Source organism: Robertmurraya sp. GLU-23 (genome assembly GCF_052983275.1).
Genome location: NZ_JBRKCV010000001.1, coordinates 675808 through 696839, shown reverse-complemented (window position 1 = coordinate 696839; position 21032 = coordinate 675808). Strand labels below are relative to the sequence as shown.

Below are 21032 nucleotides of genomic sequence, written 5' to 3'. Positions count from 1 at the left end.
TAGTATTCCAATGATATCGTAAATAATACTATATACTATACCTCTTTGAGAATCCTGTAAAGTGGTCATTTATTATGAACTTTCCCAAGTACGTCCACCCCTCCTGTTACGGGGATTATACTACCCGTTATAAAGCTCGACTGGTCGTCAACGAGAAAAGCGACAACTCTTGAGATATCTTCTCCTGTCCCAGGCCTACCAACTGGTATACTTTTTGAAACTTGAGATTGTGCCTCAAGTATATTTGTCTCTTTCCAATGACCAGTAATGTCTCCCGGACATACCATATTTGCTGTTATACCGTTTTCAGCCTCCTCGAGAGAAAGGGTTCTTGTTAAACTTGCTAGGCCCGTCTTTGCAGCAGCAAAAGCTGAACGATAAACCCAACCTGGTGCCGTTTCCACTCGATCAAATCCAATGGTTATGACTCTTCCCCACTTTTGCTCTCTCATCTTAGGGAGTAATTCTTTTGTTAAATAAAACACTGCGTTTAAATTACCATTAATTAAATAATTCCATTCATCAACGGAGTAATCAGTTAGTTTTTTCCTCTCATGAATATAAGGGCCCGCGTTATGTATGAGAATGTCTATCGTTATATTTTTTCGTTTGATATATTCGCAAATTTTTATACAATCCTGCTGACTAGAAATATCCCCCTGAATGAGTTCAATCCTGATTCCATATTTGGCGATTAATCCTTCTGTAAGGTTCATCGCTTCATTTTCACTGCTTCGATAGTTAACAACGAGATTTATTCCTCTTTGAGCAAGCTCCTCGGCAATTTTCTTCCCAATACCCGTCGCTCCCCCTGTAATCAAAGCTGTTTTTGAATTCAAATCAATAACCTCACAATAACTAAATTTTGTTTTATCTAATAAATATACTAAAAAGAAGTCTGCTTGAATGCAAATATAAAGTGTCTAAATTGTATTTAACCATACCCATGTTATTGCATAAGATGTAGTGGAGACTTTTTATAATTAGGGGTGGTACAAATGTTTCCATGGAATATGTTCCCCTTCGGAAAGGATATGAAGGGCAGTTTTCAAGGAATGAAACCTCACGATGTCGAGAAATACGTTCAGGAGACCATGAATAAAGTGTTTAACCAAGGAATGAATGGAGCCAGCTTTTCTCCTGAGTTTGCTACAAATTCACAAAGCAACCAGAATTCGAGCTCTTTAAAAAAGGACACTCATTCTGCTCATATTTTTGAAACACATGACTTCGTTTTTGCTATGATTCCCATTAAGGACGAAGACTGTCTTAAGAAAATAAAAGTCTGTCATACGTCGAATCAGCTTATTATTGAAAATTACCCAATTGAATCAGAACGTCAAGTATACACATTACCAGCAACAGTGAAGAAAAAAGGTGGAGTAGCAACATATAAAGATGGCGTTCTTGAAGTGAAAATTCCAAAAAGCACAGATTTTCAGTACTCTGAAATTGATGTAAAAGAAATTTATTAAAGGGTGACCATGTGATGTTTTTTAATGATGACTGTAATTTAGAATCATCCTGGAGAAAAGAAGCCGAGTCAGCAATGAAGTGGACGATGGAGCTGCAACAAAAAAACTTTCCACGCTGTGATTTATATGAAGATGATGAAGCCTTTATTCTAGAAGCAGAGATACCTGGCATTAAAATAGGTGATATACATGTAAAATTAGAGAACGATGTTTGTATCCTAACCGGTACATGCCGAACGATGAAAGAGGGCATACGTTATCACTTGAAGGAAAGACCACATCTTACATTTGAAAAAAGAATAACCCTTCCTTCTCATATTAATAAAGAAGAAATACGTTATTCTCTTACAGATGGGATATTAACCATTAAACTACCAAAAGAAAATGAAGTTGTTGTTTTATTTATAAATAGAGAGGATTAGTGACCGGTATGGTCCTCTTCATCTTCCATCCTTGAAGAAGATGAATCCTCTTCTTTTTCACTTGCTATCCCCACCACAAACTCTTTTTTAGGCATATTGTGCATGCTTCTTGCAGTAACATGGGCATATACATAATATGTTCCATCCATATCAAAAGTTCTTTCTAGGGCGTACACTCCGTTTTCTTTATGTTCTACTTTTATTTTTTCATGATTTTCATCATTTGCTCGCCATATTTCAAAGGAGACTTCATCCGCATCTGTTACCTCTTCTTCCCCATAGGTTACTTTCGCTTCAAATACAACCTTTTGTCCTTTTTCGGCATGTTCTGGATTAATCGTCAGCTTTACATCTAAAAACTGAGGGGTTTCATCCTCTGCTTGTGCACAAGCTGCTAAACTCATAATCAAAAATGTGAACATAATAAAAATAAATCCTTTTTTCACTCCGATTACTCCTTTCAGATCTTTTTTAGATAACTGGAAGAACGATGGAGATACACGTTCCTTCTCCAAGATCACTCTCTATGTCAAGCACCCCTCCATGTAGTTGAATCAACTTATTGGATATTGCCAACCCAAGACCTGTACCACCATCACTTCTAGTCCGTGCTTTGTTCACACGGAAAAATCTTTGTTTAACTCTTTGAATATCTTCCCTAGGAATACCAATGCCTGTATCCTTTATAGAAAGTATACACCCTTTTTCATGTTTTGATAGAAGCACGGTTATACGCCCTCGCACCGTATAATTAATTGCGTTATCTACGATATTCTGAATCACCTGTTCTATTCTGCCCTCATCAGCATTTACGATAATGTCAGGATCTAGGTTTGAGTTTAGTAGTAAGCCCTTCTGTTGAAGTGTAGGATTGTACTTTTCCAGACAATCCTCAACAAGTTGAGCTAATGGTAATGGACGTAATTCTAAACGAAAATCTTCTGAGTCAAATCTTGATAAATCAAGTAAATCTCCTACAAGCCTTTCCATACGGCTTGCTTCTCTATGTATCAAGGCTAAATAACGCTCTTGCTCTTGGGGCGTCTTTACTAGACCCGTTTTTAATGCCTCACTATAACCCTTCACATAACTAATTGGGGTACGTAGCTCATGTGATACATCTTCTAAAAATACTTTTTTCCTTTCATCTTCTCTTTGTATGGAAATCGACATGAGGTTAAAGGCGGTTCCTAATTGGCCGATTTCATCTTTAGAAAAGACAGGTACTCTAGCTGAATAGTCCCCAGCTGTTACTTTTTCAGCAGCCTTTTTCATAATTTCTAAGGGTTTTGTCATTTTTTTCACAAAAATGGTTCCTATGTAAACTGACATAATGACAAAGATTAACCCGACCACCAGAGCAATGATTGAAAAATCGTTTGTAAGCTCTGAGATTCTTGCTAAAGGGACATATAAATAAATGATCCCCTCAAGTCGATCCGAATCAATTAAAGGGACAACCACGGCCAGAACATCTCGATCAAACCGTTCTTCATACCCCATTTTTTCGACAGATTGGCCATTGAGTAACCGATCCCTTTCTTCCGGTCCAATAAGTGTATCGTAATCGATTTCATATGGTAAGCAAGCGCTTAACTCTTTTGGATTACTAACAATAAAAACCTCTGATTCGTTCTTTGTATTGTACCATTCTAATTTTTCGATTAAATCACTCGATAAAGGTCCACCTTCGTATTCATCAGAGAGCCTTGTTCCTTCTTCCAATAACCCTCTTCTTACGTTTTCAACATATAATTTTTCGTAAAAATAATTTGATAATACAAACGAAATACCAATGGTAATAATAATAGTTGTTGTAACAAAAACCCATAATTTCTTTGAAAGAGTATTAGGAAGAAATTGCATTAGCAGGCACCTCAAACTTGTAACCGATTCCCCAGACCGTTTCTATGTAATCTGCCTTACCAAGCTTCATACGTAAAGTTTTTATATGTGTATCAACTGTACGAAGACTTCCGCTATAACCTAAGCCCCACACATGTTCAAGAAGTTGTTCCCTACTTAGTGCTTGACCGTGGTGCTCGATTAAGGAAAGAAGTACTTCATATTCCTTTAAAGTCAGGACAATATGTTCATGTTGAACCATTACCTTACGTGCATTCTTATCGATAAAAATGGTGCCTGCCTTAATCATTTCATTTTCATTCTTAAATGTAGGACTTCTTCTAAGAACAGCATGTATTCTAGCAACAAGTTCACCAGGACTAAACGGTTTCACAATATAGTCGTCTGCCCCAGTTTTGAGACCCTTCACTTTATCCCATTCTTCTCCCTTTGCCGATAGAAAAATAATAGGTGTATTTGAGACTTGACGAAGTTTTTCACAAACAACAAATCCATCATCCCCTGGCATCATAATGTCCAGTAGGATAATGTCAAAGCGATTGCCAGTAACGTATTTATACGTCTCCTCACCATTTGTGGCAAGTGTACAAATCATCCCAGCATTCTCAAGATACATTTTCAGTAACTGCCTCATATCCTCCTCATCATCCACAATGAGAACTTGAATTTGCATATCCATTAGTCAATCTCCCTAATGATTAATTTAAAGGGTCCTTTGCCAACCTTAACTGACTTCCCTTTACTTAAATCTTTTTCCGTGATGAAATGAATATCATTACTATCATAACCCGCTACAATTAGCTGGTCTTTATACTCTGTCATTTCAAAAGGATTCGCTCCCACAGTAATCTTCGCTTGTATAACTCCTTCATTTGATATTTTATAAAGGCTATTAGAACCATGACTTAGAGCAAATGTCCCATCATTATTTTGTAATAAATTAATTGGCATAATAGGAGCTGAAATCTTCCGTTTTAACTCACCGGTCTTACTATCATAAACATGGATATAACTTTCGAGCTCTGAGCCTAGCCCATGGCCACCTATCCATATTTCATTCTTATCTTCCTGTATAATCGCGCCAGTAGCTGCCGAATGAATTGAAAATTGACCCGTTATTTCTTTGCTTTGGAGATCAACTATGGTTAGCTTTTTAGAATTATAACTAACTACAAATAATTGAGAGTTTGTAGTTATTAACGCTAGCGGATTACCGGTCTTTACCACTTCATTGATTTCCTTCCCATCAAAACGAAAGAATCTTACAGACTTTCTTTCTTGATCAGACAAGGCAATTTCTTCACGATCAGACATCAAAACTCCTTCGACGATTCCTCTACCTGTTTCCCAACTGTTAATACGCTTTCCTGTTCGTAAAGAGTAAATATCAACCGTTTCGACCTGCTTTCCGTATAAAAGAAGTGAATCATTATCTGGTAATAATACACCCCCAGTATAGGGCTTATCCATTTTCCAAGTTTCAATTACTTTTTCTTCTTCAAGATCAACAAAAGAAAGTGACATATCTTTTATGTTGACGGTAATTGCTAGCGACTTATTTTCCGGAATGATTGGTTGATCATTAGAACACCCTGAAACGATAAAGAGAAGTGTCCATATCGTAATCAGGATTACTTTTTTTACCTTCATTTTCATAATACTCCTCATTACAGTTCGAATACCGCTTATTATACGACTTGTGTGTGAAATAAGTGTGAAATACGAAAATATATTAAAATGTTTTATTTGTTGGTCAAAGTCTAGTAAAGTAAGAACATGATTATGTATAACGAAATGGAGTGAAGACCTTTGGCTGAAACTCATGTTTTTACAAAAGGTGAAGAAATAGCAAATTCAATTACCCATGGAATAGGAGCCCTACTTAGTATCACTGCTCTCGTTCTTCTTATTGTCTCTTCATCCTTGTACGGAAATGTATGGCATATTGTTAGCTTTACCTTATATGGCTCAACAATGGTACTTTTATATATTTCTTCCACATTGGTTCATAGCTTTCCACAAGGAAGGATAAAGGATTTATTTGAAATCTTCGACCATTCATCCATCTACTTTTTTATCGCTGGAACCTACACTCCTTTTTTATTTTTACTTGTCAATGGTGCACTAGGCTGGACTTTGTTTGGAATCGTTTGGGGATTAGCAATTGGTGGAACTGTTTTTAAAACCTTTTATGTCAAAAAATTTCTATTCATCTCCACTGCTTTATATGTAGTGATGGGGTGGTTAATAGTCTTTGCCTATAAGCCAATCTCTTCTGGCATGGATCCAACGGGTTGGAATTTACTCGTTATCGGAGGATTGCTTTATACCTTTGGTTCCATTTTTTATGTTTGGAGAGGGTTCAAATTCCACCACGCCATTTGGCACCTTTTTGTTATTGCTGGAACCACTCTTCATTTCTTTTCAGTGCTCACCTTACTTCCGTAACAAGAAGCTAAAGCTTCCTTGTTACGGACAATATTTTCTCCATTTCTTCCACATGGATGGTAAGAAGTGAAAGTTTCAATTCAGATTCGATGTCAGAATCAATCACCCTTTTTGTTGCTAAGTAATATTTGTCATGGGGCTGTTTTCGAACTCGAGGATGGGAAAACTCATCCTTAAGTTCCCGTGAGATCGCCTCTCTAAGAATTTCTTCATCATCTCCCTCATTAAGTAGACGATTATTCCAAAGCGATCGATATGCTTCTATCACTTTCTCCATTTACTTCACAACCATTCTATTTGTTATTATTCGAATACATATTCGATATAAAAAAGGAAAGAATATACATCATAAAAGACGAAAGGAGAATCAACATTGGCTGAGCCTTATCGTTGTCCAAATTGTAAAACGAATCGAAGTCGTTTTAATCTTATTAAGCAAGAACCACAATCCGTAAAGTTAGATCCTCAAACTGGTAACGTGATGGAGGAGTACTCACAAGAGCAACTTTCTCCATTTCATATGGCTTACAAAGGCCCATCTTATAAAGTACAATGTGCAGCTTGTGGACTTATTGAAGATGAAAGAACATTTGTTAAATTCGGACAAAATCAAAACAATTAAGCTTGGGCACATGTTCAAGCTTTCCTTTTCCCCTTACTTGAGGTACTGTTCCTCCAACTGCTGAAGCTTTTTAGAAATTTCATCCCATAGAATGTTTTCTCCAATAAATACTAGATTTAACGGCATATTCATCTCTTCTTTTATGTAAATCGGCATTCCATACGAAAACTGAAATAAGTATGGAAATGAAGTAGATGAAAATTTCACATAACCCTTGATTCGATAAATCGTGTCGGGCAATTCTTGTAAGAAGCTCTCAAACCCATCCATATCAACAGCCTTTGAAAACGAATAAACAAATGTACTCAATTTTAAATCATTTTCAACATGACTCTTGTTCAAATGAGGCTTTTTCTGATATGCCAGAGATTGGATTTGATTCATTGACACACTAGAGTAGGTAGTTAAAATCACATTTGCCTTTTCATTAAGAGATTGTATGCCAGTCGTAATGATTACCTTTTCACCTTCACTTAGTTCATCTGTTTTATTTACGACAATTAAATCGGCATGTCTAATTTGCTCTGTAACCAACTGCTGAATTTGAGGAGAGAATGATCGGCGCTCTAACCAAAGTCTACCGTCAACAACGGTAAGAATCCCTTTCACATGAAGTTGGGTTGCAAACAATGGAGATAGCACAGCATCTAAAGTTTCGACTGGATGTGCAGCTCCCGTTGTTTCTATGTATATACAATCCGGTTGATGAGTCATTAATAACTCCTGAAGTTGTGCTTCAAGTTTATCTTGGATCGTACAACAAATGCATCCACCTAGTAATTCTTTTAATGGTACGTCATCAGATACTTCATCGGAATCGATGGATACTTTACCAAGTTCATTCATCAGTACGGCAACCTTTCTGCCTCTCTCCTTCTCTGCTTGTAAAAGTTTCTTTAATAAAGTCGTCTTGCCACTTCCTAAAAACCCCGATAATATATAAATTTCCGTTTGTTTCATAACCTATTTTCCCCCATTGGCATAATTACATTTTTCAGAAAAAAGAGAGAAGATGTATGAACAACTTCCCTATTCTCTAGCCTCTTTTGAAAAGAATTTAGAAATAGCGTCCTTATTTCTCTGTATATCCAAATTTAATACTTCTCCTGCATGCTTAGTATATTTATTTGTGTAGCTATTTTCAACCGGTACTCGTAATGTTTCGACATTTGATACAGGGTTTAGAATAAAAGTCGCTCCAAGTGTCAAGTAATCCTTAAAAACAATGTCGGTGTCCACATGGTTAGCAACCTCAGTTAAAATTTCTGGTAATTTTACAATTCCATCAAATGAACCAAGTGTTTCAACCGCTTCATCCTTTAACGAAATGATAATCTCCTGCTGCCTTTCAACTCTTCCAAAATCACTCTTTGCATCATGCCTGAATCTTACATAATCCAATAGCTGTTGTCCATTAAGTACATGCATTCCCGGTTCACCAGAAATCCGTAAATCCTTCATCATAGGTTTTGATACATCTACTTTTAATCCTTGTGGAGCAAGTATTTTTACCACTTCAATAAACCCTTGAAAATCAATCAGAGCAACGTGATCAATTTTTACATTGAAATTTTTTTCAATCGTTTCCTTTAGTAACTTGTCTCCACCATAAAAATAAGCGTGATTTAACTTACTTTTATTATATCCTGGTATCGTTACATAACTATCTCTCATTAAGGAAACTAGCTTGACCTTTTTGTTTAATGGCTCGTATCTGGCAAGCATAATGGTGTCTGATCTTGAGGATGATTCTCCTCTACTGTCTACCCCTAGTAATAGGACATTAACATCCTTTTTATATGATTGAAATGGATGAAACCGCTCCGATGGCATCTCTTCACTTGTTTCTTCAACGGTTCTGCTTATTATATTGGGTTGATTAATCTCATTGTTCTCTTTCGAGGAGTAATAACCACAGCCTGTTAATAAAAAAATCAGGAAAACAGCTATCATTCGTCTCATTGCATTCACCCCGTCTGGAACTAAATTTTTCTTATCAACTTAGAGATTAGTGTTTGTCGTTTTGTACATTTTTACATAGAAAAAGCCTTCCCGAATAATGGGAAAGCTCTCACTTATTACTTTACCTCTTGTTGAAGAAGTTCCACTGCTTTTTGAACCTGTGGGTCGTTATCTTGAATGAGTTCTCTTAATTTCTCCATTAATAAAATGGTTGACTCACCCTTTAGAGTACCTGTTTGTTCAATATTTTGCTGTTTCTGGAATTCAATAACAGCTTTTTGAGTGGCTTCATCAAAGTATCCATCTTCTCTTCCTGGATCAATACCAAGAGCTTTTAACATTTGCTGGGCAGCTTTTACTTGATTGGAAGCAACCGAAAGTTTTAACTCCTGCTCTGGGTCAATATAGGATATATTTGCGTATTCTGGCATTGCTACTTCATAATCAGGAACAATCCCCTTTTCGTGAATCCAATTGCCTTCTGGGGTTAACCATTTTTCTGTTGTATACTTCATATTCGAACCATCAGAAAAATCTTGTGCTCTTTGGACCGTCCCTTTACCAAATGATTTTTCTCCGACCAATGGAACGTTTGCCGATTCACTCACCGCTCCTGCTAGTATTTCTGAAGCTGAAGCACTTCCTTTATCAACAATTACAACTAATGGGATATCTGGGTTTTCCTTTTGCTCTGATTTAACCTCTTCAATATTCCCATCCCGGTCCTCAACCTTAAACAGAACTTTTCCTTCAGGGACAAACAAGCTCGAAATCGCAACCGCTTGATTTAAAAGCCCCCCTGGATTTTGCCTTAAATCTAAAATTAGACCTTTCATTCCTTTAGATTGCAGATCATTTAAGATCGTAATTAACTCAGTTGAGGTATTCTCAGAGAAAGTCGTTATTTGAACTTTCGCAATCGTATCAGTTACCATTTCTCCATAGACTGTTTCAATCGGGATTGTATCTCTTACAATTGAGAAGTTTAGATGTTCTGACACACCAGGTCGTTGTACGACTAGCTTAACGGTTGTACCCTTTTCTCCACGGATAAGTAAAACAGCCTCTGTGGAACCCATCCCTTGAATGTTTTTTCCATCCACAGATACAACTTTATCATTCGGCTTTAAACCAGCCTTTTCAGCAGGTGATCCCTTTAAAGGAGAGACGATAATAATATAGCCATCCTTTTCCTGAATTTCAGCCCCTATCCCTTCAAATGAAGAAGAAATACTATCATGAAAACTCGATGCTTCTTCTTCATCCATATAGTCAGAATAAGGGTCATCCAGTGATTGGAGCATTCCATCGATTGCCCCATTTACAAGTTGTTTTTCATCGACCTCTTTAAAGTAATTATCTTGGATTGTATCAAAAGCATTGTATAGCTTCTCAAATTCTTTTCTCTCCGTACCAGCAGTTACTACTTTTTCATCACCAAATGCAAGGGCAAACGTAGTAATACCAGCAGCTAGGAATACCACTAAAAACAACAACATAACGAAATGAAATTTCTTTATTTGTATATAGGCTGATTTACCAGAACCTGTTTGTTGTTCCTCTGGTCGTTGTTCGTTTTCCAAATGCTTCACCACTTTCATTCCATAGGCTTGTTCTTACTGTTTAGAATAACATCTTTGCATTTGTTTTAACAAAGATTTTAGTATTTTAAAGTTGTTAATTAAATTTTTTCAACGATATCAAAGTATTCTTCAAGAGTAATGTTTTTTTCAAAGATGGTTTGCGCAGCGTCCACACCAACATAACGAAAATGCCAAGGCTCATATTGATATCCTGTAATGGATTCTTTTCCCTTTGGATATCGAAGGATAAACCCGTATTTATGTGCGTTTGCGGCCAACCATTTTCCTTCTGTTGTCTCACCGAAACTTTCTGTTAAACTTAAGTTAGCACTTTTTGCTGATATATCCATAGCAAGTCCACTTTGGTGCTCACTATTTCCAGGTATGGCCACGACTTGTGCTGCCTTTTCTTCTCCACTCTTCTTTACTTCTGCATCAAATATAACTCGTTGTCTTTCGTAAGACCGATATCCGGATACTGCATATAGTTCAATTCCACTCGCTTTTGCTTCGACAAACATTTTCTCTAGTGCTATTGCCGCCTCTTGCCTCATTAAGCTTTTCTCTATTGTTTGATCTCCGAAGGAAAATGAAACATTCGGTTTTACAAGGTCAGTAGGATTATAACTATCTGGCAAAGCAAACATTTTATTTACAAGAGCAAGTACATTCAGTGGGTTTTGAATGACTTGTTTTCCGTTAACTTCTTTTACGTCGTTAAAATAAATGGCCTCTAGAGTAGGTCCTTCCGGAATCTGCTGATCTTGAGTAGACTCTTCTTCAGTTGAATCACTTTGACCGTTATTTTCCTGGTCAACGATAGGTTCATTCTCTTGTTCATCCGTCTGTGTTGTTTCTTCCTTCTGATTATTATTTACGTATGGGATTTTACTAAAATCGCACCCGGACAATAAAAGGGTAATCCCTGCAATAGATAATAAATATTTGCGCATTATTTCCACCTATCTTCTTTTTCTAATACAATATTTCTATTTTATCATCAATAAAAAAATGCAGCATCCTTTTTGAGAAAAAGAGAATAGAAAAAGCAGCCTCTAATTATAGAAGCTGCTTTGTTTTTTATTGAACGGCTGCATCTAATGCAACAACAATCATGTCATTGAAAGTGGTTTGTCTTTCTTCTGCTGTCGTTTCTTCTCCAGTAAGGATATGATCACTTACCGTTAGAACAGATAAAGCTTTACGATCAAATTTGGCAGCTAATGTATATAGAGCAGCTGTTTCCATTTCAATCGCCAGTATTTGGTATTTCGCCCATTTTTCGAGTTCACTATTATCGTTATAGAACATGTCCGCAGTAAAGACGTTACCTACCTTCAAGTTCAAACCTTTCTCTACACCTACATCGTATGCGCGCTTTAATAAATCAAAGTTCGCAGTAGGAGCATAGTCGACGCCACCAAAAGTTAGTCGATTCATTTGGGAATCTGTAGAAGCACTCATTGCTAAAATCACGTCTCTTACTTTTACATCCTTCTGAATTGCCCCACATGTACCTACTCGAATGAGGTTTTGAACATTATAACTATTCATTAATTCATTTATGTAAATGGAGATTGATGGAACTCCCATACCTGTTCCTTGTACTGATACTCGCTTTCCTTTATATGTTCCTGTATATCCTAACATTCCTCTAACTTCATTATAACAAGTAGCACCTTCTAAAAAGGTTTCTGCGATATATTTTGCTCGTAAAGGATCTCCTGGAAGAAGAACTGTTTCCGCTATTTCATTTTCTTTCGCGCCGATATGTACACTCATCTTGTTTTCACTCCCGTTTTAGTTTACAGATATACTATTTACCAAATAAAACTATACCATAATTACTGTAAAAATAAAAAACTGCGGAGTGTCTCCACAGCTTTGTTAAAGTACGTGAATTCGACTTATTTTTTTCCAACCACCTGGCTGAAGTTGATAGTAACTAGTCCCCAGTCTCCCCTCGTCAATATAAATAATATCACCTGTACCTATATATCGACCTTGATAATCATTTGGAATACTGTCTTTTACATTAAATATACGAAACACATCTTCTAAAATATGCAGATGTGAACTGCCCGTTACATTCATACGGTACACTTGTTTATACCCTTTCGTCTGCCTGAATTTGGGTGTTTGAAAGATCATTACTTCATACGTTTTCTTTAATAATCTGCTCCGTTCCTTTAACAACCTCAAGCCCCCCTTTTTATCCACTCCCTTTTTGATTAGACTTTAACACTGTCGAATCCTTCATCAAAAAAACACTTTTTTTGTCGACTTACCTTTTTGACAAAAAAAGTGTTTAAATAAAGTTAAGAATATTGACTAATAATGGATTCAAGCTTTGATTTTAGAATCGGAAGGTCACTACTATGAATACTCAATTGGATATTCGTTTCATCCATTTCAAGAGCCTCTGCTAAAAACCCACCTAATCCTCTTGCTCTCCGGTCTATTTGTAGCGCAAGATCCATTTGCTCATCTGATTGCGGAAAGAATACCACTTCAATCTCATCTAGTTTTCCTCGAAATGGTCCAGAAGTTGCTACAAATTCAAATTCCTGCGCAAAGGGTAATCGTCTTCTTTTTCGATATGGAAGCTCTTCACAATCTGCCTCTCTCAATCGAAAACCTAGTTCAGAAACAGTATCTAACACACTTCTCATTAATTGATTAGGGACTACATTAATATAATCTTTGTCTGAAGGATCAACAGCATTTTTTATATCCAATCCCGTTTCTACCCAGACTTTCGTACGTCCAATGCTGATCGGAGTATCAAATGGCACCCTAATTACAAATGGAATTTCTTTCGTCTCGTTTGCACCAATTGTAACTGCTTGAGTAAGGCGGAATCTTTCAATATCCCCTTTTACAATATGCTTTTTATCATCTGACTCCCTTAAATAGTTGGTATGTAGATTCAGATAAATATCATCAATTAGTTGCTCAAGCTTCCCTCCCTTTATCTGTACAATTCCTCTTATTTCCTCTCCTGGTACGAAGACATCTTTTTCAAGCTTTGTATCAACCGTTGCCGATCCAATCCCAATACTTGCAAATACTTTATTAAAAAGTGACATGTTTATTCCTCCCTTTATTTACCGCATGTAGGTAACAAGTTTTTAGTTCATTTATCGTTCCAAAAGGTTCGTTGACTTGGAGCAATCTTTTGATTAACTGATTGGTCTCAATTGATATTGATAACTCTTCGTCCCATGGTCGCTCCTTTTCACTACCATTTGTTTCAAAATTGGAATAAAGCAAAAACAGGAGAAAATGGCCTAGCTGAAAGTAATCAGCCTGAGGAGATATCTCGCTTTTTAGTTCCCTCTTTTTATTGTCAGCATGTGATAACCACTTGGCCAATCCAAAATCTATTACTTTTAAATCATCTCCTTCAAGCATTAGATTTGGTATTCTTAAGTCTCTATGGACGATGCCTTTTTGATGAAGGTACTCTATTCGTTCTAGAAGCTTCAATCCATATACCAAAGACTCTTCTTCGGTATATCTTTGTCCGTCAGTAAAGATAAGCTGCTCAAATGTTTTCCCATCGATAAACTCCATTGTAAAAAAAGGAATCCTTCCCCACATCCCTTCATCAAAAATAGTAGGAAAGGAGGAATGCTGTAAGCTTTTCAGTATCTCAATTTCATACTGATGAATTCTTATCCCCTTTTTTGTAATTCTTTTATGAAATCGAACTAGCTTTAAAACAACTTTTTTTTCTAAGTAGGAATCATAAACGAGATAACTATGGCCATAGCTGCCCATTCCTAAAAATTTTTCTATTATATAACGCTCATTGATTTTCTCCCCTTCAGCTAATGCCTTATCAACTAGTGAAGAGAAGGCCAAGACAACAGGCTTAAAAATCCTCATGTTTTACGACCTTTTTTCATATATGATATTAACTGCTAAAAAAGCTTTTCGAGCTAAAAAAGCTACTTTTATGTTTTCTTTTATAATGTGCATGACCGTAATGGCTATGTTTATGCATATTCCGACGCTTGTAATAATCACTTGAACTATACTTTCGGTGGTGAGAACTTCCCAATATTGACTTTAGGATTTTTTTTAACATCACTTAATCCTCCTAATGGTTGATATAAATATATACGTTGCTTCTGATGGAAGGTTTCATAGAAAGGTGGCAAAATATGAATTTTTCTTCTATTCCTTTTCTGGGTCTTCTTCAAGAAAAGATTTCCCACTGGATGCTTCCACTAATTAAACGTAAAGAGATCTATAGTTTAAAGGAAAAATCAATGTTTATCGAGCAATTAAACATGCTTGCCCCGTCACCGATTCTTTATACGGATCAAAAAGAAAAAAACATCGTTGCGCAAATTACAAAGGAAACTCAGGCGTATAACAAAAATAACATCACGAGAACCCAAGCCTATTATGATTTTTTCACCAGAAATCAAGAGGTTCACTGGTCCTTCCTGGCTCATATCGTTTCCCGAAATGGGGGATATTACATGACCGACTTAAAGAGCTCTTATTTAAAGGACTTCCTGTCTGATTCTCAAATAAATCGCTACTTTTTATTCCTCGAACGATCAAATGCATTCATTTTTCAAGATGCCTTTCCACAATTGCTTCTTTATGAACATAGCAAAAGAATAGGAAAGCCACTTTTCCACCTTCTAACTGCATTTCATGTATCAACATTTATGGAACCCTTTTGGAATGATTTTTATTTAAAAAAGAATTCAAGAGGAATAACCGTAGCTATGATTATTAATGAACAATTTATGTTAGAGGAGCGGGTGATCAAAGGTATTTATCATTCAACCTCTCTGCTTCAAGAGCTCCCCTACAAATTACAAGAAAATCTTGGATTTACAACAATTTTTATTCCTTACAAAGTCTCAAAAAAATACCGATATCGTCTTAGCGGAAAGACGGTAAGAGAATTTGAACATGTGAATAAGCGGGTTGAACTAGGGAAGGAGCTATATCAAATTTTATTCGAAGAACGATATATATCAGAAACAGTTAGATTTTCTCACAATCAACCGCATACGGGTTCCAGAAGCGACTATTGGGATTTTCTCTTTACGAAACGAAAGAACGCCAATGAAAAGCTATTTAGTCCAGCCCTTGAAAGTGCTTGGGATGATGTGACGCATCAGTATACGAATAAAGTTGACTGGTTTTCACAAAAAAACATGGATGTTTTATCGTTTTTCAATGAACTTCCAGAGGTGACCGACTATGATTTAACGGTAGTCGCTTTGCGTCATTATCTTTTGTATTCTGCCCTCGACAACTTTTCTGAATCATAGTGAAAGGACGAAGCTAATCGCTTCGTCCTTTCTATTGGGGTCATACAATGATTTTCATAAGCTATTCATCTTCGATTTCTTCATCTATAATGCATTTTTCGATTAAGTATTCGAAAGTAATATCAGCGAGTTCTTCCACTTCGCCTTCTGAGGGTACATAGCCCCTCTTCATCAACTCTTGAAAGAAAAACTCTGCTATTTCATCGGTGTCGATGAATACCTCAATCTCCTTCATTGACTCGCCCCCCTTTTGTTCAAAATGTATGATGCATAAAGCCTTTTCATGCTAATTCCCTTAAAAATACAACACCTTTGATCAAATTTTCTTTTCATACGTTTGGAATGTTTTTAGTTGGACAAGCATAAAGATGAAATACCAACAAAAGTTTTAGGAGGAGTTCTTATGACAACCTTTTCAAAGCTGTTTCAATCATTTTGTGAGGATATAAATAGTGAAGAAAGTGTACTAATAAATTCTTTTGAGAAGATTACGTCTTTCTTTTTTCAAGGAGCTATTTGGACAGGAGTTCCGCTTTTTATTTATTTTATCTTCTTTTATTTAAACTGATCACACATTGCTTTTTCCATCGTTCGTTTTTAATTGCTGCAGTTTTTTTAATACTAGCTTCATGACTTTTACATAATCTTCATCATGAAACATTTCATATAGTATACGATAGTCATTATACAAGTCTAATAAGGCATCGATCATTTCACTTGATTGTTTTTTTTCATTTAATATTTCTCTTTCAGCTTTTCTATAGACATTTTTCGGTTCAGGTAGTTTAAGAGTTTTTTTCTTCTTATCTAGTGAATACAAAAGTCCAAGCTTTTGTATAAACGTATCTGCGCTATCGGCATCGGCAATCAGCGTCAACTCATCTTCATTCACTTCTAGCCATTCTCCATCACTGATACGTGAGAGCTCATAGATCACGTCCTCCCATGCATCCTCTTTATAACGCCAGATTTCTGTTCGAAAACCAACTACCTTAAATAAATCCGCCCCATAACCTTTTACTTGGACAAGATCTCCAATAAAAAACTTGTATTCTATATCAATCTCTTCTCTTTCGATCGGATCACCTTCATAATCGGAAAGCATTTGGAGGCTTGATTCCATGTATAATCCTTCACTCTTATTTATTTCATATACATACATACCATCAAGCCACTTTAGATTAGTTACTTTGCCCACCGTACCATACATGGTGACCACGACAGTATCACCGATTTTATATTTTGGTTTTTTTCTGTCACTCATGTCAATGGTTCACCTCAAATGTTAGTCGTATTTACTGATTACAATAGTATATGCAAGCAATAAAAAAACGTCTCTTTATAGAAGAGACGTGTCAAGCGTTTTTATTCTAATGTATTTATGACCTAGTCATTTACATATAAATCCCATGCATCATCAAATACAGCCATGCTCTCTAAGTACTGGCCATTTAACTCCAAATAGGAGGATAATTCAGTGTAGTCAGTTGATGTCTTCGGAAAGCTATGATCTACGTAGGCATCATTGGCAAACCGACTAATGGTATCCTTTGGTGCTGGATGCCTATATTTCATTAAGAAGTGATAAAACGATTTTCTCAAAATTTAGGACACGCCTTTCACAAATGGTTTCTCTGTAACCTTACTATAGGTATTTTGGAAAAGGCAAGTGTTTTACTTTCTTAGCTTGTAAAGTCAAAGTAATTCCTTTTTAATAAGCGTGGCTGATTCATTAAACCTTTGTAATTTACCTGTTTAGCAAGTATTTTTGTATCAATTTAAAATTGATCCTCAATTTTTTTCACTATCTCATCTTCTTGATAAATCATCTCACAGTTTGAGCAATAGATGGAGGGAGTCTCTTCTATAGGTATGGCATTTGTCCCGTCAGGCAATTCCAAGTATACAGTATGATGTTGGCTAGTAATTTGGTTAGAATCACACCAATGACAATTTGACATTTACAAATCCTCCTTTGTACACTTTCTTTCCCCTTTGAGATTTGGGCTTGAAATTTTTTCTCTTTCAACTGATCACGTTTTCCCGCTTATCTTTTAATGAAGTAGGTTCAGGGTTCGTCTCATATTCTTTTCTGCGTTCTAATCGGTTTAACCCTTCTGGTACAAGATTTGGCTTCTCATCATTCATTAACCCAGCAATTCCAACCAATGACTTCTTATCTTCAAAGTCAGAGTAAATCTTTTTATAATAGTCCTCTGCTCGGCCAGCCACATAATTTTGCGGTTCAGGATAGGTTGTGATGACCCCTTCAAAATTTCTCAACATAACTTTATCGGCGCTTTGTGAAATAAGATAATTAGGCTGCAGGGCAATTTTTCCTCCAACACTATGTGCATCAACAACAAAGGTTGCTATGCCCTATTTGAATAACCAGTATCCCAAAGGTAAACAAGTTGTGAAGACGTGCATATTTTTTATAAGGAAAATATTCGTATATCATGTTTCTATTATCTAATCATAAGTTTTGCTCTGCTTCTGATATTGCTTTAGAAATACCTGCAAGTGGCTGACTTAATAATGTTCCATGTCCTACTGCAAGTAGAGAAGGGTTGTAACTCAGTATTTTTCTTGCACTTTCTAAAGCTATCTCTTTACTCCAGGTTCCTTTTGCTGGGAATGGAAACGATGGTCTTATTTGACCAGCAACGGCCAGACCACCCTCAGTTTGAAATGCATCCCCTGCTATAAGCCCATGACTACGAGTATCTATAAATGACATTGATCCTGGTGTATGACCTGGGGTAAGTACTGCTATTAATGATCCAATTCTGTCGTTATCTTGAAGTAAAATATCGATTTTTGAAGTTATTTTATTTGGAAATATTCCACGAACTGGGGTATTCGGTTCACCGTCATATATTGATAAATCTCCATTAATAAGTGGTAATTCTCGCTTAGAAATATATACTCTACTCTGGGGTATTAGTTGTTTCAATAGGTCAAGTCCACCTATATGGTCATGATGTGCATGAGTCAAAATAATATTGTTTATGGGTTTTCCTATATCCTTTGCTACTCTAAGAATAATCTCCACATGTTCTTCCATCGCTGTATCAATAAGAGTCAAGTAACTATTTTCTTCTATAAAATAACAATTAACAGATAAACCTCTAGAATTATAGAATGTGATTTGATATATCATATCTACTTGATTAACCTGCATAATAACCTCCAACATAATATAATTCACTAGTCTTGTTGTAGTACATTTGCCAAAAAAAGAGTCTTAGTTGACATAGCATTATTGTAGTTTAGTGATTAAAAGCTTGCTTTAATTCATTAGGACCAAGGATAATATTGCACTTCATTGCTTCCAGTACAGCAGAAGGATCATATTAATACAAACCAGAATAGAAAATATCTTACCAAGCCCTTGATGCCCAGATGCATGTAGGGCATATGCTCCGAGACCAAAAACAAATACCTCTATAATGATTCTCCAAGGTAATGGGAGCTGATAGGCAGAATTGGGAGCAATGATCATCCCCCATACAACCATTACAATAATTGGTAACCCTACCCCGAGACCATATTTAATCATCCAAGAACCCTTTAAATGAAAACCCCAGTAACCGATTGAAAGGAGTACAAACAACTCTAACCCTAGACGTAGCAGCAGGTTTAAATTTTTAATTAATAACATATGATTTTCCCCTTCTATACAATCTTAGAATACTAATTGAACGATAGCCTTTAACATCCCGAGTCCCCTATCTCAGCCATTCGGTAAAAAATAAAATGATAGGGCAGAAATGCAATCTGATAACGCATGAACTAGAATAAGAGGAATAAGACGACGGGTTTTCAAATAATAAATCGGGATTATTAACATAGGAATCACTGTTAAAAAACGATAAAGGGAGTAGTTCAGATCAAGCGTTAACGGTAACACTGTGTGCTGTAATGCCCAGAAAAACATTAATACTATAACCGCCGCTACATTATTTTTAAAAATAATTACTAGCTTCGGTAAACAATAGCCCATGTAAACCATTTGCTCCATTACCGCCCATCCAATTGGCCAAACCATTACGCTATAAAGTTCCCCCCACAAAGGTAGAGGGCCAGCTAGGATTGGACTGGTTACTTGCCCGTAGATAAGTAGAGATACAAAAGTCCCCCATAAAACGGTGATTGGCAACAAAACAAATAAAAGTAGCCCTGCATGAAGGACATCCCTTTTTATGCTTGTGAGTGAGAATCCAATGATTGATTTAACCTGAGTTCCTTCTTTCGTTACTATCCAAACCATTAAAGCTAAGGATCCAATGTCGATTAATGAACCGTAGACAGTCCACCATCTTCCCGCTTCAAGGAAATCTAATGGTTGGGCTGTTAATGTTGAACCCAAGGAAAACATACCTTGGGCGAATAAAGAAAGTATCGTTCTGCTTAACAAACATAATAAAAGAATCCAAAACACTTTCTGATTTTTCATATTCCTTTACCTACCCTCCAAAAAAACTTTACTGCGGGTTAAAATTGTTGTAATATTTAAAATATAAATTGGAAATACTTTTTTGTAAAGGAAATTTTTCAAACTGTTAAGTGGGTGAATGAATCTTGAGAAGAGAACAAAACAAAGCAATAACGAAGAACATGCTGACTACAGCCGCAATGGAGCTTTTTAAAATACAAGAATACCAAAAGACGACCATTGACGAAATTGTAAAAAAAGCCGGTGTTAGCAAGCCGACCTTTTTTGCCTATTTCAAATCTAAGGAGCAAATTTTATACGAATTTGACTTAAATCAACTTGAATCTTTTAAGATTTACATGAAAGAGCTAATGAATAAACAAGAAGATGTATTCAACAACTTTAGGAACTCCATTGTGGATATGGCCACTGTATTACATACCACTCCTATGTTCACTCAAAATTTGATGCATTTAGTCACTATAAATGAGGAATACAAGGAATTGCTTATGAAAATGTTCGACCTCTTTAAATCGATTACAGAAGAAGTGATTGAATACGGTCAGCAACACTCTATGGTCACCACTGACATTCCATCTGATGTGATATCAAAAGATATCATAAATATATATATAGGATCTCTTGTCAATTGGGTAATATCCAAAGGAGAGGATTCTCTAGAACATTTACTTAATAGTACATTAGATCATTACTTTTCCGGGATCTTGATCAAAAAGTTACACTTATAGAGAGATAGGTAACCTTTTATTATGGATTGTAAAGGAGTAGATGAAAGACGAGGAGAATATTAGCTTTAAAAGTGGTAGACACATTTTAACCGTTTATTAAGACTTCCAGCGATGATAGTGCCCTTGATAAGATACTTCTTGGTCAACGACTCTACCAATCTATT

27 protein-coding genes and 2 pseudogenes are annotated in these 21032 nt (G+C 36.1%); 7 read left to right on the top strand and 22 right to left on the bottom strand.

All coding sequences use genetic code 11. The features are described from left to right. Positions 1-65 precede the first annotated feature (65 nt). A complete protein-coding gene (locus ACVBAX_RS03570) occupies positions 66-839 on the bottom strand; it encodes an SDR family oxidoreductase (RefSeq protein ID WP_447115901.1) in 774 nt (257 codons plus the stop codon). A gap of 159 nt (positions 840-998) precedes the next feature. Between ACVBAX_RS03570 and ACVBAX_RS03565 the strand changes: the two genes are divergently transcribed. Together ACVBAX_RS03565 and ACVBAX_RS03560 are read left to right on the top strand one after the other, a co-directional pair. Next, the gene (locus tag ACVBAX_RS03565; RefSeq protein ID WP_430773247.1) at positions 999-1475 is read left to right on the top strand and encodes an Hsp20/alpha crystallin family protein; all 477 of its coding nucleotides are present in this window, start codon (positions 999-1001) and stop codon (positions 1473-1475) included. 14 nt (positions 1476-1489) lie between these two features. Then, on the top strand, positions 1490-1897 hold the full coding sequence (locus ACVBAX_RS03560; RefSeq protein WP_447115900.1) for an Hsp20/alpha crystallin family protein: 408 nt from the start codon (positions 1490-1492) through the stop codon (positions 1895-1897). Here ACVBAX_RS03560 and ACVBAX_RS03555 read toward each other — a convergent pair. Genes ACVBAX_RS03555 through ACVBAX_RS03540 form a run of 4 tightly spaced genes read right to left on the bottom strand, consistent with a single transcriptional unit; the run spans position 1894 to position 5413 of the window. Beyond that, positions 1894-2343 carry a FixH family protein gene (locus tag ACVBAX_RS03555; protein ID WP_447115899.1) on the bottom strand — a complete coding sequence of 150 codons (450 nt, stop codon included), beginning with the start codon at positions 2341-2343 and terminating at the stop codon, positions 1894-1896. The genes ACVBAX_RS03560 and ACVBAX_RS03555 overlap by 4 nt on opposite strands. 25 nt (positions 2344-2368) lie before the next feature. Further along, entirely contained in the window at positions 2369-3763 is a 1395-nt protein-coding gene (locus ACVBAX_RS03550; RefSeq protein ID WP_447115898.1) for a sensor histidine kinase, read from the bottom strand. Continuing rightward, entirely contained in the window at positions 3747-4442 is a 696-nt protein-coding gene (locus ACVBAX_RS03545) for a response regulator transcription factor (protein ID WP_447115897.1), read from the bottom strand. Before ACVBAX_RS03545 ends, ACVBAX_RS03550 begins: the two co-directional genes overlap by 17 nt. Continuing rightward, positions 4442-5413, bottom strand: a complete 972-nt coding sequence (locus ACVBAX_RS03540; protein ID WP_447115896.1) for a WD40 repeat domain-containing protein — start codon at positions 5411-5413, stop codon at positions 4442-4444. The genes ACVBAX_RS03545 and ACVBAX_RS03540 overlap by 1 nt, the downstream gene beginning before the upstream one ends. A 159-nt stretch (positions 5414-5572) precedes the next feature. Between ACVBAX_RS03540 and trhA the strand changes: the two genes are divergently transcribed. Next, positions 5573-6211, top strand: coding sequence for a PAQR family membrane homeostasis protein TrhA (gene trhA, locus ACVBAX_RS03535; RefSeq protein WP_447115895.1), 639 nt, complete (start codon positions 5573-5575; stop codon positions 6209-6211). Between the two features lie 7 nt (positions 6212-6218). Here the strand turns inward: trhA and ACVBAX_RS03530 are convergent, their stop codons facing one another. Next, positions 6219-6488, bottom strand: a complete 270-nt coding sequence (locus ACVBAX_RS03530) for a hypothetical protein (protein WP_430773239.1) — start codon at positions 6486-6488, stop codon at positions 6219-6221. 96 nt (positions 6489-6584) lie between these two features. On the opposite strand from ACVBAX_RS03530, the gene ACVBAX_RS03525 reads away from it, so the two are divergent. Further along, positions 6585-6833, top strand: a complete 249-nt coding sequence (locus tag ACVBAX_RS03525) for a DNA alkylation repair protein (RefSeq protein ID WP_430773238.1) — start codon at positions 6585-6587, stop codon at positions 6831-6833. Between the two features lie 33 nt (positions 6834-6866). Here the strand turns inward: ACVBAX_RS03525 and ACVBAX_RS03520 are convergent, their stop codons facing one another. The 8 genes from ACVBAX_RS03520 to ACVBAX_RS03485 all read right to left on the bottom strand — a co-directional run bounded on the left by ACVBAX_RS03520 (position 6867) and on the right by ACVBAX_RS03485 (position 14269). Continuing rightward, the gene (locus ACVBAX_RS03520; protein ID WP_447115894.1) at positions 6867-7793 is read right to left on the bottom strand and encodes a CobW family GTP-binding protein; all 927 of its coding nucleotides are present in this window, start codon (positions 7791-7793) and stop codon (positions 6867-6869) included. A gap of 69 nt (positions 7794-7862) precedes the next feature. After that, positions 7863-8795, bottom strand: a complete 933-nt coding sequence (locus ACVBAX_RS03515; protein ID WP_447115893.1) for an LCP family protein — start codon at positions 8793-8795, stop codon at positions 7863-7865. A gap of 116 nt (positions 8796-8911) precedes the next feature. After that, on the bottom strand, positions 8912-10396 hold the full coding sequence (locus tag ACVBAX_RS03510; protein ID WP_447115892.1) for a lmo1851 family serine protease: 1485 nt from the start codon (positions 10394-10396) through the stop codon (positions 8912-8914). A gap of 80 nt (positions 10397-10476) precedes the next feature. Further along, complete coding sequence (locus ACVBAX_RS03505) at positions 10477-11331, bottom strand: M15 family metallopeptidase (RefSeq protein WP_447115891.1); 855 nt, start codon at positions 11329-11331, stop codon at positions 10477-10479. A gap of 127 nt (positions 11332-11458) precedes the next feature. Further along, positions 11459-12160 (bottom strand): purine-nucleoside phosphorylase, encoded by a 702-nt coding sequence (gene deoD / locus ACVBAX_RS03500; protein WP_447115890.1) that lies wholly within the window; start codon positions 12158-12160, stop codon positions 11459-11461. A gap of 105 nt (positions 12161-12265) precedes the next feature. Beyond that, the gene (locus ACVBAX_RS03495; RefSeq protein WP_447115889.1) at positions 12266-12574 is read right to left on the bottom strand and encodes a YodL domain-containing protein; all 309 of its coding nucleotides are present in this window, start codon (positions 12572-12574) and stop codon (positions 12266-12268) included. A gap of 122 nt (positions 12575-12696) precedes the next feature. After that, positions 12697-13467 (bottom strand): sporulation protein, encoded by a 771-nt coding sequence (locus ACVBAX_RS03490; RefSeq protein ID WP_447115888.1) that lies wholly within the window; start codon positions 13465-13467, stop codon positions 12697-12699. Then, a complete protein-coding gene (locus ACVBAX_RS03485) occupies positions 13454-14269 on the bottom strand; it encodes a serine/threonine protein kinase (protein WP_447115887.1) in 816 nt (271 codons plus the stop codon). Before ACVBAX_RS03485 ends, ACVBAX_RS03490 begins: the two co-directional genes overlap by 14 nt. Positions 14270-14547: 278 nt before the next feature. Here ACVBAX_RS03485 and ACVBAX_RS03480 point away from each other — a divergent pair, with 278 nt between their 5' ends. Next, positions 14548-15681, top strand: coding sequence for a DUF2515 family protein (locus ACVBAX_RS03480; protein ID WP_447115886.1), 1134 nt, complete (start codon positions 14548-14550; stop codon positions 15679-15681). A gap of 61 nt (positions 15682-15742) precedes the next feature. On the opposite strand, the gene ACVBAX_RS03475 is transcribed toward ACVBAX_RS03480, so the two are convergent. Then, complete coding sequence (locus tag ACVBAX_RS03475; protein ID WP_084361903.1) at positions 15743-15916, bottom strand: YozD family protein; 174 nt, start codon at positions 15914-15916, stop codon at positions 15743-15745. A 168-nt stretch (positions 15917-16084) separates the two neighbouring features. On the opposite strand from ACVBAX_RS03475, the gene ACVBAX_RS03470 reads away from it, so the two are divergent. Continuing rightward, complete coding sequence (locus tag ACVBAX_RS03470) at positions 16085-16249, top strand: hypothetical protein (protein ID WP_447115885.1); 165 nt, start codon at positions 16085-16087, stop codon at positions 16247-16249. Here ACVBAX_RS03470 and ACVBAX_RS03465 read toward each other — a convergent pair whose 3' ends face one another. From ACVBAX_RS03465 to ACVBAX_RS03435, 7 genes and pseudogenes are all read right to left on the bottom strand, one after another. Then, positions 16250-16945 (bottom strand): hypothetical protein, encoded by a 696-nt coding sequence (locus ACVBAX_RS03465; RefSeq protein WP_430773225.1) that lies wholly within the window; start codon positions 16943-16945, stop codon positions 16250-16252. It lies immediately after the preceding gene. Between the two features lie 122 nt (positions 16946-17067). Beyond that, positions 17068-17283, bottom strand: a complete 216-nt coding sequence (locus tag ACVBAX_RS03460) for a YozE family protein (RefSeq protein WP_447115884.1) — start codon at positions 17281-17283, stop codon at positions 17068-17070. A gap of 80 nt (positions 17284-17363) precedes the next feature. Beyond that, a pseudogene (locus ACVBAX_RS03455) lies at positions 17364-17642 on the bottom strand (YokU family protein). Between the two features lie 20 nt (positions 17643-17662). Beyond that, positions 17663-18057, bottom strand: a pseudogene (locus tag ACVBAX_RS03450) (lysine 2,3-aminomutase); the annotation flags it as partial. Between the two features lie 100 nt (positions 18058-18157). Continuing rightward, positions 18158-18865: an MBL fold metallo-hydrolase gene (locus ACVBAX_RS03445; RefSeq protein ID WP_447115883.1), complete on the bottom strand. Its 708-nt coding sequence runs from the start codon at positions 18863-18865 to the stop codon at positions 18158-18160. A gap of 141 nt (positions 18866-19006) precedes the next feature. Beyond that, entirely contained in the window at positions 19007-19345 is a 339-nt protein-coding gene (locus ACVBAX_RS03440) for a YrdB family protein (protein WP_447115882.1), read from the bottom strand. A gap of 72 nt (positions 19346-19417) precedes the next feature. After that, complete coding sequence (locus ACVBAX_RS03435; protein ID WP_447115881.1) at positions 19418-20140, bottom strand: CPBP family glutamic-type intramembrane protease; 723 nt, start codon at positions 20138-20140, stop codon at positions 19418-19420. Between the two features lie 125 nt (positions 20141-20265). Between ACVBAX_RS03435 and ACVBAX_RS03430 the strand changes: the two genes are divergently transcribed. Further along, entirely contained in the window at positions 20266-20868 is a 603-nt protein-coding gene (locus ACVBAX_RS03430) for a TetR/AcrR family transcriptional regulator (protein ID WP_447115880.1), read from the top strand. The last annotated feature ends 164 nt before the right edge of the window (positions 20869-21032 follow it).